Genomic DNA, 13490 nt, shown 5'->3' on the forward strand with positions numbered 1-13490 from the left:
TTGCTGAGCTTTGCTCAGATAGACGGATGGTGGAGGACGTGGCTTGGGCAGTAATGGCATCAGTGATGAGTTGGGGATTGCCCGGCATTTAGGTCTTTTTCTGATCGGGGCTCGTGTAAAAAACTGGTGATTTACTCTATAATCTCGGCCCTGTCCCGGGGCGCGCGTACCCCCATATACGCCTAATTACTGACCTGATTGCTACCTTCTGGCCATTACCCGGTGCACAAATATCAAGGAAGATTGCGGCCCTCTGCCGCATACTTTCATGGCGTCCACCCCTCAGAAGAATAGAGCAATGCCTACCACCGTGCTGTCTGGCTTTACCCATAACTTTCTTGGCAAAGCGCCTGTCTGGTACAAGCAAGTTATCCTGCTTTTTCTGATTGCCAATCCCATCGTAATGTACGTGTTCGGGCCGGGTGTGACAGGCTGGCTGTTGATTGCCGAGTTCATCTTTACACTCGCCATGGCGTTGAAATGCTACCCGCTGCTACCGGGTGGATTGCTGGCAGTCGAGGCATTGCTGATCGGGCTGACCACGGCAGACGCCGTGTACCATGAGGTTCTGGTGAACTTCCCGGTGATTCTGCTGCTGATGTTCATGGTGGCGGGCATCTACTTCATGAAAGACCTGCTGCTGGTGACTTTTACCCAGATTTTGGTGGGGGTTCGCTCCAAGTCGGCGTTGTCGTTATTGTTCTGCAGTGCCGCCGCCTTGCTCTCTGCGTTTCTGGATGCTTTGACGGTGACCGCCGTCATCATCAGCGTGGCGGTGGGCTTTTTCTCGGTTTACCACAAAGTGGCTTCTGGCAAAGGCTACCAGCAAAGAGATCACAACGCTGGCAGCGATGAAGAAGTGATCGAGCTGCACCGGGAAGACCTGGAAAACTTCCGGGCGTTTCTGCGTAGCCTGTTGATGCATGGGGCCATAGGTACCGCACTGGGTGGTGTTGCCACCATGGTAGGTGAGCCCCAGAATTTGCTGATTGCCAAGGTAGTCGGGTGGGATTTCGTTGGCTTCTTTCTACACATGGCGCCAGTCAGCGTACCGGTGTTTTTTGCCGGTTTGGCAACTTGTTGGGCGTTGGAGAAGCTGCGCTGGTTCGGCTACGGCGGACGCCTGCCCAAGCCGGTTCGCCAGGTGCTGGAAGAGTTCGCAAAGAACGAGCGGGCCCGCCGCACCAAAGCCGACCAGGCATCCCTGTGGATTCAGGCCATCGCTGCCGCCATTCTGGTGATCGGTCTGGCGTTTCACATTGCGGAAGTGGGCCTGATTGGCCTGTTGGTGATCATCCTGATTACCTCGTTTACCGGCGTCACAGACGAGCACCAGATTGGCAAAGCCTTCCAGGAATCCCTGCCGTTCACTTCTCTGCTGGTAGTGTTCTTCGCCGTGGTGGCGGTGATTCATGAGCAGCATCTGTTCAAACCGATCATCGATTACGTACTCAGCCTGCCGGAGCACCAGCAGCCGGGCATGTTCTTTATTGCCAACGGCCTGTTGTCGATGATCAGTGATAACGTGTTCGTGGCGACGGTGTACATCAGCGAGGTCAAGCAGGCGCTGGATGCCGGCGCCATCAGCTATGAGCACTTCCAGACCCTGGCGGTTTCCATCAACACCGGCACTAACCTGCCCAGCGTGGCAACTCCTAATGGCCAGGCGGCGTTTCTGTTTCTGCTGACTTCCGCCATCGCGCCATTGGTGCGGCTGTCGTACGGCAAAATGGTGATCATGGCGTTTCCGTACACCATCGTGATGGGGGGAGTGGGTCTGTACATGGTGACCCATTCATTCTGAGTACACGTTTTTTAACGTTTGGCCCCACAGTGTTTCGCCTATCTGTTACTCTCTAGGGAAACAGATAACGATAAGCGGTATACATGCGCAGTTGCCAACGTTACTCCACTGATCTGCCTCGTGGCGCCTGGGCGCTGACGGGGCTTTTTGTTGTTCTGGTCGGACTTTTCTATACCGCTCTGGTTCATGCTGACGACCAGAATCCATATAGCATGAAGGCCGTGCGAGTTGCCTATGTGGAGTTTCCGCCCATCACCTACCGCACAGCTGAGGGTGAACCAGCGGGTGAGTTTGTGGAGATTACCAGGAAGGTTGCCGCTGAGGCCGGCTACGAGCTGGAATTCATCTATCTGCCTGTGGCACGTACCTACCTCTACCTGAAAGACGGCACCGTTGACCTCTGGTTGGGATTATCTGCCACGCCAGTATTGAAAGAGGCGGTTCTGGAAAGCTGGATCAGCCCGATTCCCGTGGAGTTGAGTGCCTGGTATCGCCAAGACACAGAACCGCTTGAACACATGGACCAGTTGCATGGCAGCATGGTGATATTGATCGGTGGCTACACCTATGGAGGCCTTAGGTACTGGTTAGAAGACCAGCCAGACATTCGCATCACCGAGGCGCCGAACCATCGCTCGGCGGTGGACATGCTGAAACGAAAGCGGGGTGATTACCTGCTCGATTACCGCCAACCGGTGCGAGAAATCCTGACCCACCCCTCAGATGCCATTATCCGGGAATCGGAAGTACGAAGCCGCAACAGCGCCTGGATGTTCTCGCTGGCCAGCTCCCGGGCCGCCATTCTTCGAGAGGCGTTTGATGATGCCTATCTGCGGTTGGCCGAGCGTGGTGAGGTGCCGCCGGTGCGCCGATTCGAGAAAACCTTTGTATTGCCGGGGTTTCCTGACGAGTATCGTTGAGTGATTAAGACGGGACACTAGCTGATGGCCAGCACCCGTATCGCGTTTGCAGCTGCGGCCGTCCGGTTTTCCACGCCCATTTTCCGAAAAACCTGTTCCAGGTGTTTGTTCACCGTGCGTGGGCTCATGTCCAGAATCTGACCGATTTCCCGATTGGTTTTGCCGTTGGCAATCCACAACAGTACATCGGATTCTCTGAGTGTGAGTTCGAAGGCCTCTCGTAGTGCCGTCGCCGAACTGTGCGGGTTCTGAGGTGTTTTGATCCGCAGCAGGTATTCTCTCTCATCAATCAGCGCCAGGAACTCGATGGAACGCGGGGTATCCGCAAGCCGGATGGGGAGGGCATGCCCCGGTTCCGGTTGGCGAGTAAGCCAGACTTCAATCTGTTTTCGCAGGGACTCCTGTTCCGGGTCTTCGTTGCCCGGCAGTATTCGGTAAACCTGGGGCGTTCCCCAGAGCAATTCACCGCTGGCATTGACGGAAAACAGATTCTGGCCGGCCCGGTCCAGTGCTGAGCGAGCACTTCGTGTCATGCGTGCGTTCGCCAGATGCACTTGCATACGGGCCAGCAATTCGGTGGTATTGATGGGTTTGGTAATGTAGTCGACGCCGCCGGAACCAAGCCCCATCACTACGTGTTCGGTATCGCTGAGACCGGTCATGAACACGATCGGAATGTCGGCGAACGCCGGATTTTCCTTCAGCCTGCGACAGGTCTCAAAGCCGTCCATGTGGGGCATCAGGGCGTCCATAAGAACGATGTCTGGCACGATGTTCTGACTGATAGTAAGTGCCTGCCCACCTTCCAACGCTACAAGAACCGTCATGCCTGCTTCCTCCAGGGCGTCACTGATCATCCGGATCGAATCGACGGCATCATCCACGACCATGACCACGGTTTTTTTCTGTTCAGGCAGACTCATGTTCGGGTACCTCGAGTAACGCAAGAATTTTCTCAAACTGAAATTCGTTGGTGAGTTTTGTCAGTTCGGTTGTGAAGTGGCTGTCGGCTTTGCCGCTGTGTTTAAGCTTGTTCAAGGCCTCAAGCAGCCCCTTGCGGTGGCCGATTCGGGCCAGCGACATCAGAGCCTGGCATTCCTCGAATCCTGGTAACGTCAGTTCAGCTTGCGCCGGAGGCTCAAGTGCAGCGAGCGGGTCCGGGCTGGGTTTGAAGCGCCATGCGATGTTTAGCACTTTGCCGATAGTATCCAGCAGCAGATTCAGGCGAACCGGCTTGATGATGTAGCCATCATGCAGGTGGGGCGAACCCGGTGAGTGCTGGCCTTCGTTGGCGTCGGCGGAGATCATGATGACTGGCATGTGGTGTTGGGCATCTCTGAGTTGTTGAAGGATCTCCCAACCGTTAAGCCCAGGCATGGATACATCAAGCAGGATCAGATCCGGTCGGTCGCTGCTGACCTGTTGCGAGACCAGCAGAGAATTCCCCATGTCGCCAACGTCAAATCCAAGGGGCGACAGCATGGCTCGAATGACCTGGCGGTGCGACAGATCATCATCCACGATGAGCACTTTACGACGGGTGCCGTGGTAGCCGTAGATCCGCCGGGCAGGTGCGGTTATGGAGCGGGGGGTAACCTCATGCAGGCTGGATAGCATCAGGCTGACCTTGAAGGTGCTGCCTTTTCCGGGGGTGCTGGTAACCGATATGTCTCCCCCCATGATTTCGGTCAGCAATCGGGTAATGGTCAGCCCCAGCCCTGTTCCTATCCGGCTCTGCCCCGCGGAACGAACCCGTTCGAACGGACGGAAGATCCGTTCGATGTCAGCTTCGGCAATGCCTTCACCGGTATCCTGCACGGTGAACTCGGCCACCTGGCTCCGATAGCGGAGTGTCAGGCACACCCGGCCGTGATCCGTGTATTTGATGGCATTCGACAGCAGATTGATCAGGATCTGGCGGAGACGTTTCTCATCGGCGGTTACCCGCTCAGGAAGTGGCAACGGGCAATGGTATTCAAAGGCTAGTCCTTTTTCCTCGGCCTGCAAACGGAACATCGTGACCAACTGCTCCATCAGAACTTCAATCCGCACCTGGTCCCGGTGCAAGTCCAGGCGGCCCGCCTCGATTTTGGAGATATCCAGCAGACCCTCGATCAGATCGGCAAGGTGTTCGCCGTTACGATGAATCACACCCAGTGCCTCCTTGCGGTGGGCGGGGATGTCGTCGTCGTTCGCCATCAGTTGGGCATAACCCAGAATGGCATTGAGCGGAGAGCGCAACTCATGGCTGATGCCCGTGAGGTAACGGCTTTTCGCCAGGTTGGCCGCATCGGCCTGTTCCTTGGCCTGCTGCAGAGCCTGATCGGTTCTCTCGTGCGCGACAATTTCTTCGGTCAGCAATCGGGTTTGGCGCCGGGATTCCTCCTCTGCGACCACCCGGCTTTCGTGGGCCAGAACGAACAGCCAACAAATCACACCGGTCACGATGACCAGAATGAAAAAGACCTTCCAGAGGGTTACCGACAGCAGGATGCCTTCCGCGCTCGTCGCGACTGGGGTCTTGAAATAGATCAGAGATAGCAGCAGGCCGGACAAGCCATTGATCAATAGCAACAAACTCAGAAAATGACCGAGGCGTGATCGCAGGCGAACCAGCAGGTAATCGGGAACGAATTTGCCCAGGAACAGCTGAAGCTGTTCCTTATAGCCCCCGCCGGGTTTGCAGACATCGTCGCATCGTGCGTCGAGGGAGCAACACAGGGAGCAGATGGTGCCCGCGTAAGCCGGGCAGTGGGTTACGTCTTCCGGCTCAAAGGCGTGCTCGCAGATGCTGCACTGCACCAGCTGGTGATCGGTAGCGATCGGTGTGAATGGGCGCGCGGTATAGAAACGGCCGCCGGTTCGCCAGGCAATAACCGGGGCCATGACCAGGGCGACCGCCAGGGCGATGAAATGCGAGAGTGCCTGGGCATAAAGGCCAATCGCGCCGGAGTGGCAGACAACACCTACCAGGGAGGCGGTGATCATCGCCCCGACACCCACCGGATTGATATCGTAAAGGTGTGCCCGTTTGAACTCGATGTGGGCGGGGCTTAGCCCAAGCGGTTTGTTGATCGCCAGATCGGCCACCAGAGCACCTACCCAGGCAATGGCGACGATGCCGTAGAACCCCAGCGTCTCTTCCAGTGCCTGGTACACCCCCAGTTCCATCACCAGCAGCGCGATAGCCACATTGAACACCAGCCAGACCACGCGGCCGGGGTGGCTGTGGGTGAGCCGGGAGAAGAAATTCGACCAGGCAATGGAGCCGGCGTAGGCGTTGGTTACGTTGATCTTGATCTGACACAGAATGACGAAAATACCCGCGAACGCCAGGGAGATTTCCGGGGAATGGGTCACGTAACTGAACGCGACCAGGTACATGTGGGTAGGATCGGCGGCTTCGCTGGCGGGAATGCCCTGATTCAGTGCCAATACGGCCAAAAAAGAGCCTGCCAGGATTTTTATCATCCCGATCACAACCCAGCCAGGACCTCCGGCCATCACCGCTATCCACCAGCGGCGTTTATCCTTTGGCGTCTGGGGCTCGGGAATAAAACGCAGGAAATCAACCTGCTCGCCAATCTGGGCAATCAGCGAGAAAACCACGGCGGCGGCAGCGCCAAACATGAGCACATTGAAACCCTGACCTTCCGATACACCGACACCGCCAAACTGGGTCCAGTCACTGACCGATGACGCATCGGCATAAATGATGAAAACAAAGGGCAACAGTTGCAGCACGATAAAGGCGGGCTGAGTCCAGACCTGGAACCGGCTGATGGTAGTTATGCCATGGGTAACCAAAGGAATGATCACCACCGAACAGATCAGGTAGCCCAGCACCAGAGGAATGCCGAATAGCATTTTCAGGGCCATGGCCATAATGGCCGCTTCGATGGCAAAAAAGATGAAGGTGAAGCTGGCGTAGATCAACGAGGTAATGGTGGAGCCAATGTAGCCGAAGCCGGCGCCACGGGTGAGCAGGTCTATGTCGACGCCATATCGGGCTGCGTAGTAGCTGATGGGTATGGCGGTCAGAAAGATCACCAGGCTGACCGCCAGGATGGCCGCAACGGCATTGTCGAAGCCGTAGTGCAGTGTAATGGCACCGCCGATCGCTTCCATGGCCAGAAAGGATATGGCACCCAGGGCGGTATGACTGACCCTGGCAGCCGACCAGCGGCGGGCGCTCTTGGCGGTGAAGCGAAGCGCGTAGTCCTCCAGGGTCTGGTTGGCAACCCACTGGTTGTAACGTCGCCGGACCCGAAAAATATTCTGTCTTGCGGCCATAGTGCCTTGCCTTCTGGTACAGAGCGCGACTTTTTGGTGCAACTACCGGGTTGGCAGCACCGTCTTTGACAGCTGGAACAAGATCCATGCCATGTGATGGTGCGGATAAGGAATCGCGCCTGACATTATTGCTTTCGTATTCGCGTTTTAGCCTGCTGAGCCCGTGACAGGAATGCGTCAAATGACGTAGGCCGCTGGGGTGATTGCCGAATGGGCTCTGTGTCAGTGCCTGAGCAGAATGTGTGTCGTGGGCGCTGTGCTTCGTTTGTTGAAGTGCGGTACCGGCATACCAACACTGCGAGGAATAACCATGGGCACGACAGATTCAACCGCCAACGGGCGGTCATTCGGCAAGGGAACCGGGCTTCGCAAGAAGCTCATGACGCTGGCAGCATCCATGATGCTGGCTACATCGGCACAGGCGGCCACACCCCCCACCTCCGAGGTGAATACCACCGGGCTTGCGGTGACAGACGACACCGTCAAGGTTGGCATACTGCACTCCATCACCGGCACCATGGCGATCAGTGAAATCGGTTCAGTACAGGCCGAGAAACTGGCTATTGAACAGATCAACGCCTCCGGCGGTGTGCTGGGCCGGCAGATCGAGTTCGTGCAGGAAGACGGCGCCAGTGACTGGCCCACCTTCGCGGAGAAATCCCGCAAGCTGCTGCGCCAGGACAAGGTTGCGGCCATTTTTGGTGCCTGGACCTCCGCTTCCCGGAAAGCCATCCTGCCGGTAATCGAACAGTTCAATGGCATGCTGTACTACCCCACGTTCTACGAGGGCCTGGAGCAATCACCGAACGTGATCTACACCGGGCAGGAAGCCACTCAGCAAATCCTGGCCAGTATCGATTGGGCGGTTGAAGAGAAGGGCGCCAAAACCTTCTACCTGCTGGGTTCGGACTACATCTGGCCCCGCACCTCCAACAAGATCGCTCGCAAACACATCGACAAGCTGGGTTTGAAGGTGGTTGGTGAGGAGTATTACCCACTGGGCCATACCCAGTTCAACTCGGTGATCAACAAGATCAAGTTGCGCAAACCGGACGTTATTTTCGCCTCGGTTGTGGGCGGCTCCAACGTGGCCTTCTACAAGCAGATGAAAGCCGCTGGCATTGATTTCACCAAGGAAAGCCCGCTGTTGCTGACCATCTCTGTGACCGAAGACGAAATCCGGGGCATCGGTGGTGAAAACGTAGAGGGCATCTATGCCTCTATGAAGTACTTCCAGAGCCTGGATAACCCCAACAACAAGGAGTTTGTGGCCGCGTTCAAAGAAGCCTGGGGTGATGACATGGTCATCGGTGATGTTACCCAGGCTGCCTACCTTGGCCCCTGGCTGTGGAAGATGGCTGTCGAGAAGGCCGGCTCTTTCGATGTCGACAAAGTGCGTGAAGCCTCACCGGGCATTGAGTTCACCAAAGCCCCGGAAGGTTATGTCCGCATCCACGAAAACCATCACCTCTGGTCCAAGACCCGTATTGGCAACGCCCAGCGCAATGGCCAGTACAAAGTGGTCTACGAAACAGAAGACCTGATGGAGCCAGATCCTTTCCCGGAAGGTTACCAGTAAGCACGGCTGGCCGGTGCCAAGGGGCGCCGGCCGCCGGTTTTCCGAACGGTTGGGTGCGTTATCTCTAGGGAGTAAGGGTCATGTTTGATGGCTACACCACCAGTGAATTGATGTCGATATTTGCCATGCAGGGGTTTGCCGGGCTGTCCCTGTTTTCAGTGTTTGTGCTGATGGCACTCGGCCTGGCGATCATTTTTGGTCAGATGGGGGTGATCAATATGGCTCACGGGGAATTCATGATCCTCGGTGCCTATACCACCTACCTGACCTCCAGTGCTTTTCAGAGTTATCTGCCCGGTTTGTTCGGGGGCTATTTCTTCGTCGCCATGCTCTTTGCCTTTCTGGTGTGCGCGGCGCTGGGGGCCTTTGTCGAATGGGCCATGGTCAGGCATCTGTACAGGCGGCCGCTGGATACGTTGTTGGCGACCTGGGGCCTGAGCCTGATTCTCCAGCAAGCCTACCGCACGATTTTCGGTGCCCGGGAAGTAGGGGTCACCCTGCCGGATTGGATGATGGGATCAATCCAGGTCACCGACATGGTGGATCTGCCCATTAACGGGCTGTTTGTGATGATCATCGCGCTGTCCATCGCCATAGCCGTTTACTTCCTGATGTACCGATCCGGTTGGGGCAAAAAGGTAAGGGCCGTGGTCCAGAACCGGCCCATGGCCGAAGCCGTGGGCATCAACAGTGCCGGTGTCGACAGGGCCACGTTTGCCCTGGGCTGCGGGATTGCGGGTATTGCCGGCGCGGCCTTCACCATGATCGGCTCGACTGGCCCATCGTCCGGCCAGGCCTACATCGTGGACACCTTCCTGGTGGTGGTCTTTGGCGGTGCACAGAGCCTGATTGGCACCATTGTGTCTGCGTTTGGCATCTCTCAGGCCCAGTCCACCCTCGAGTTCTTCCTGAGTGGTTCGATGGCCAAGGTACTCACGCTTCTGGTGGTTGTCGGCATTCTCATGCTGCGCCCGGAAGGACTTATGGCCCTGAAGATTCGTCGCTAGGAGACCGTCATGAAAGACTCACCCGTTGTGAAATGGTTTGCCTCCCGAGAGGGGCTGTACTATCTGGCGTTGGCGCTGTTACTGGTGGTTGTTTTGCCGGTCATGCTCGATGCCTTCCGATTGAATATGGTCGGCAAGTACCTGACCTACGCCTTTGTGGCCATTGGCCTGGTGATGTGTTGGGGTAAAGCAGGCATTCTCAGCCTGGGACAGGGCGTTTTTTTCGGGCTTGGCGGCTACTGCATGGCGATGTACCTCAAGCTTGAGGCCTCAACGCCGGAAGCGACGGCCATACAGTCAACGCCCGGCATCCCAGACTTCATGGACTGGAACCAGATCACCGCTTTGCCCTGGTTCTGGGAGCCGTTCAACAGCTTCGCCTTCACCCTGATTGCCGTGATCGGGGTTCCGGTTCTGCTGGCTCTCATTATCGGCGTTGCCATGTTCACCCGGCGTGTGGGTGGCGTCTACTTTGCCATCATCACCCAGGCCATCGCCGCCATCCTGACCATCCTGATCATTGGTCAGCAGGGTTACACCGGCGGCATCAACGGCATCACCGACCTTAGAACCCTGATGGGTTGGGACATCCGTACCGATGAAGCGAAAACGGCCCTCTACTTCGTAACGCTTGCGCTGTTGTTCGTCTGCCTGTTCGCTGCCCGCCTGATCCAGAAGCGCAAACTCGGGCGCATCCTGGTGGCGATGAATACCCAGGAAAATCGCGTCAGATTTTCCGGCTACGACGTGGCCGCCTTCAAAATCTTCGTGTTTTGCCTGGCTGCGGCTTTTGCGGGCATCGGCGGCGCGCTGTTTACCTTGAGTGTCGGCTTCATGTCGCCCTCGTTCATCGGCATCGTGGCTTCGATCGAGATGGTGATCTTCTGTGCCCTGGGTGGCCGTCTTTCCATCCTTGGAGCCGTCTACGGTGCGCTACTGGTCAACGCCGCCAAGAGTGGGTTTTCCGAATCCTTTCCAGAACTGTGGCCCTTTGCCATGGGTGCGCTGTTTATTGGCGTTGTTCTGGCCTTCCCCAATGGTCTTGCAGGCCTGTACCAGACTTACGTGATGCCTCTGGAGGAGCGTTTGTTCAGACGCAAGCCAAAGACCGATGGTAGCCAGAAAGCCAAGGCAACAGCGCCGGCCCAAACCCCTGGGGAACGGGGCAAGGAATACGACCCGCTCATTGACCAGTACAGCCCGGAGAAATCCTGATGAAAGCAGCCAAAAGCAAAAGTAAGGACTTTTTGTTGGCGGTAGAGGGACTGACCGTATCGTTCGACGGCTTTAAAGCGGTAGACGACCTGTCCTTCTACCTGGACCCAAACGAAATCCGGGTGATCATCGGCCCCAATGGTGCGGGTAAAACCACGGTGCTGGACCTGATCTGTGGGAAAACCCGGGCCACGTCAGGCTCCATTCGCTTCCAGGGGCGGGAGCTGACAAAGATGAAAGAGCACCAGATTGTGCATTCTGGGGTTGGGCGTAAATTCCAGACCCCCTCGGTGTTTGAAGACCTCACCGTGTTCGAGAATCTCGAAGTGTCTTACCCCCAGGGCCACTCGGTGATGGGCGCCCTGGCGTTCAAGCGGGATCTTGCGGTGGTGGAGGAAATTGAATCGGTTGCCCGGACCATTTTTCTTGAAGACATGCTTGAGCAGCCGGCGTCTCTGCTCAGTCATGGTCAGAAGCAGTGGCTTGAAATCGGCATGCTGCTGATTCAGAAGCCGAAGCTGATCATGCTGGATGAACCGGTAGCGGGTATGTCGGTGGTGGAGCGCAAGAAAACCGCCGAATTGCTCAAGGTGATTACCCGTGAACACACGGTTCTGGTGATCGAACACGACATGCAGTTCGTGGGTGACATTGCTGACCGGGTAACGGTGATGCACCAGGGCAAGGTGTTGTCAGAGGGGTCCATCGAACACGTGAAATCGGACCCGAAAGTCATCGAAGTCTACCTGGGGCATTGATCATGCTGAGCGTCAAACAACATTCGGTGGCCTATGGCCAGAGCAACATCATCGAGAACCTGGACCTTGAGATTGGTAGGAATGAGATCGTTGCCGTGGTTGGCCGCAATGGTATGGGCAAGACCACGTTGATGAAGTCCCTGGTGGGTATGACGCCGACCAGAGGTGGGCAGCTCCTGCTGGATGGTGCGGATCTTTCCAACCTTAAGAGTTTCCAGCGGGTGAGGGCAGGGATCGGCTTTGTGCCCCAGGGCCGGATGATTTTTCCGACCCTGACCGTGAAGGAGAACATTGAGACCGGCCTGGCTGCGGTCGGGGAGAAGAAGATTCCTGAGGACCTTTATGAGCTGTTTCCGGTGCTGAAGGAAATGCTGCATCGCCGGGGCGGCAACCTGTCTGGTGGACAGCAGCAACAGCTGGCGATCGCCCGGGCGCTGGCTACCCGGCCCAAGGTGTTGCTGCTGGATGAACCGACTGAGGGTATTCAGCCCAACATCATCAAGGACATTGCCAAGACTCTTCGGCGGATTCGCGATGAGCGGGGGTTGTCGATTGTGGTGTCGGAGCAGGTGTTGAGTTTTGTGATGGATGCGGCGGATCGGATTCTGGTGATCGAGAAGGGGGAGATTGTTCACGAGGAGCTTCGGGAGGAGGCGGATCAGGACAAGATTGCCAGTTATCTGGCTGTTTAATTCATTTGGGGGAGGTCGAGTCGATGGGGAGGTCCTTTCGGGACACGCCGTGAATACGTCCGTGTAGGCTCGGATGCGCCATCCCTGGCGCATACGGTCCCGAAAGGACCTCCCCACCGCCTCTCCCCGAACCTGTTTGGTAAACGTTCAGCATTGATGGGTGATTAATATGAGACACGGTGATATTTCCAGCAGTAACGATACCGTCGGTGTAGCGGTGGTGAACTACAAGATGCCTCGGCTGCACAGCAAGGCCGAGGTGTTGGATAACGCGCGTAAGATTGCGGACATGATCAAGGGTATGAAGGTGGGGCTGCCGGGTATGGATCTGGTGGTGTTTCCGGAGTACAGCACCATGGGGATCATGTACGACAACGACGAGATGATGGACACCGCTGCAGCCATCCCGGGTGACGAGACGGCGATTTTCTCGGCGGCGTGTCGTGAGGCCAATACCTGGGGGGTGTTTTCCCTGACCGGGGAGCGGCATGAGGATCACCCGAACAAGGCGCCCTACAACACGCTGGTGTTGATCAACAATGAAGGCGAGATTGTTCAGAAGTACCGCAAGTGCATTCCCTGGTGTCCGATTGAGGGCTGGTATCCCGGCGACACCACCTATGTGACCGAGGGGCCCAAGGGGATGAAGATCAGTCTGATCATCTGTGACGATGGCAATTATCCGGAGATCTGGCGGGATTGCGCCATGAAGGGTGCGGAGCTGATTGTGCGCTGCCAGGGCTATATGTACCCGGCCAAGGAGCAGCAGATCATGATGGCCAAGAGCATGGCCTGGGCCAATAACTGCTATGTGGCAGTGGCCAACGCCAGTGGTTTTGATGGCGTTTACTCCTACTTCGGGCACTCCGCGATCATCGGCTTTGATGGTCGCACTCTGGGTGAGTGCGGTGAGGAGGATATGGGGGTGCAGTACGCCCAGCTCTCGGTCAGTCAGATTCGTGATGCCCGCCAGAATGATCAGTCCCAGAACCATTTGTTTAAGCTGCTGCATCGCGGTTACACCGGCGTGCATGCCTCCGGCGATGGCGACAAGGGCATTGCGGATTGTCCGTTTGAGTTCTACCGCACCTGGGTGATGGATGCGCAGAAGGCGCAGGAGAATGTCGAAGCCATGACCCGCAAAACCGTGGGCACGGCTGAGTGCCCGGTGGGCGAGCTGCCGTTTGACGGCAAGGAAAAATCCGCTGGGGCTTAAGCCCGG

At 56.8% G+C, this 13490-nt stretch carries 10 protein-coding genes; 8 read left to right on the forward strand and 2 right to left on the reverse strand.

What is annotated here, in order from left to right:
* Positions 1–298 precede the first annotated feature (298 nt).
* Both nhaB and ACZ5Q2_RS04660 read left to right on the forward strand, forming a co-directional pair.
* The gene (gene nhaB / locus ACZ5Q2_RS04655) at positions 299–1804 is read left to right on the forward strand and encodes a sodium/proton antiporter NhaB (RefSeq protein WP_058090890.1); all 1506 of its coding nucleotides are present in this window, start codon (positions 299–301) and stop codon (positions 1802–1804) included.
* A gap of 83 nt (positions 1805–1887) precedes the next feature.
* On the forward strand, positions 1888–2724 hold the full coding sequence (locus ACZ5Q2_RS04660; RefSeq protein WP_058090889.1) for a substrate-binding periplasmic protein: 837 nt from the start codon (positions 1888–1890) through the stop codon (positions 2722–2724).
* 17 nt (positions 2725–2741) lie between these two features.
* Here the strand turns inward: ACZ5Q2_RS04660 and ACZ5Q2_RS04665 are convergent, their stop codons facing one another.
* On the reverse strand, positions 2742–3647 hold the full coding sequence (locus tag ACZ5Q2_RS04665; protein ID WP_061333198.1) for a response regulator: 906 nt from the start codon (positions 3645–3647) through the stop codon (positions 2742–2744).
* Positions 3634–7017 carry a hybrid sensor histidine kinase/response regulator gene (locus ACZ5Q2_RS04670; RefSeq protein ID WP_061333199.1) on the reverse strand — a complete coding sequence of 1128 codons (3384 nt, stop codon included), beginning with the start codon at positions 7015–7017 and terminating at the stop codon, positions 3634–3636. The genes ACZ5Q2_RS04665 and ACZ5Q2_RS04670 overlap by 14 nt, the downstream gene beginning before the upstream one ends.
* A gap of 310 nt (positions 7018–7327) precedes the next feature.
* On the opposite strand from ACZ5Q2_RS04670, the gene urtA reads away from it, so the two are divergent.
* The 6 genes from urtA (at position 7328) to ACZ5Q2_RS04700 (ending at position 13484) form a co-directional block, all read left to right on the forward strand.
* Positions 7328–8596, forward strand: coding sequence for an urea ABC transporter substrate-binding protein (gene urtA / locus ACZ5Q2_RS04675; RefSeq protein ID WP_061333200.1), 1269 nt, complete (start codon positions 7328–7330; stop codon positions 8594–8596).
* A gap of 80 nt (positions 8597–8676) precedes the next feature.
* The gene (gene urtB, locus ACZ5Q2_RS04680) at positions 8677–9603 is read left to right on the forward strand and encodes an urea ABC transporter permease subunit UrtB (RefSeq protein WP_061333201.1); all 927 of its coding nucleotides are present in this window, start codon (positions 8677–8679) and stop codon (positions 9601–9603) included.
* A gap of 9 nt (positions 9604–9612) precedes the next feature.
* Complete coding sequence (urtC, locus tag ACZ5Q2_RS04685) at positions 9613–10818, forward strand: urea ABC transporter permease subunit UrtC (protein WP_061333202.1); 1206 nt, start codon at positions 9613–9615, stop codon at positions 10816–10818.
* Positions 10818–11576, forward strand: a complete 759-nt coding sequence (gene urtD, locus ACZ5Q2_RS04690; RefSeq protein ID WP_061333203.1) for an urea ABC transporter ATP-binding protein UrtD — start codon at positions 10818–10820, stop codon at positions 11574–11576. The genes urtC and urtD overlap by 1 nt, the downstream gene beginning before the upstream one ends.
* Positions 11577–11578: 2 nt before the next feature.
* Positions 11579–12268, forward strand: a complete 690-nt coding sequence (gene urtE, locus ACZ5Q2_RS04695; RefSeq protein ID WP_061333204.1) for an urea ABC transporter ATP-binding subunit UrtE — start codon at positions 11579–11581, stop codon at positions 12266–12268.
* A 169-nt stretch (positions 12269–12437) separates the two neighbouring features.
* Positions 12438–13484: an aliphatic amidase gene (locus ACZ5Q2_RS04700; protein ID WP_061333205.1), complete on the forward strand. Its 1047-nt coding sequence runs from the start codon at positions 12438–12440 to the stop codon at positions 13482–13484.
* The last annotated feature ends 6 nt before the right edge of the window (positions 13485–13490 follow it).

The sequence above is a fragment of the Marinobacter alkaliphilus genome (assembly GCF_055394375.1).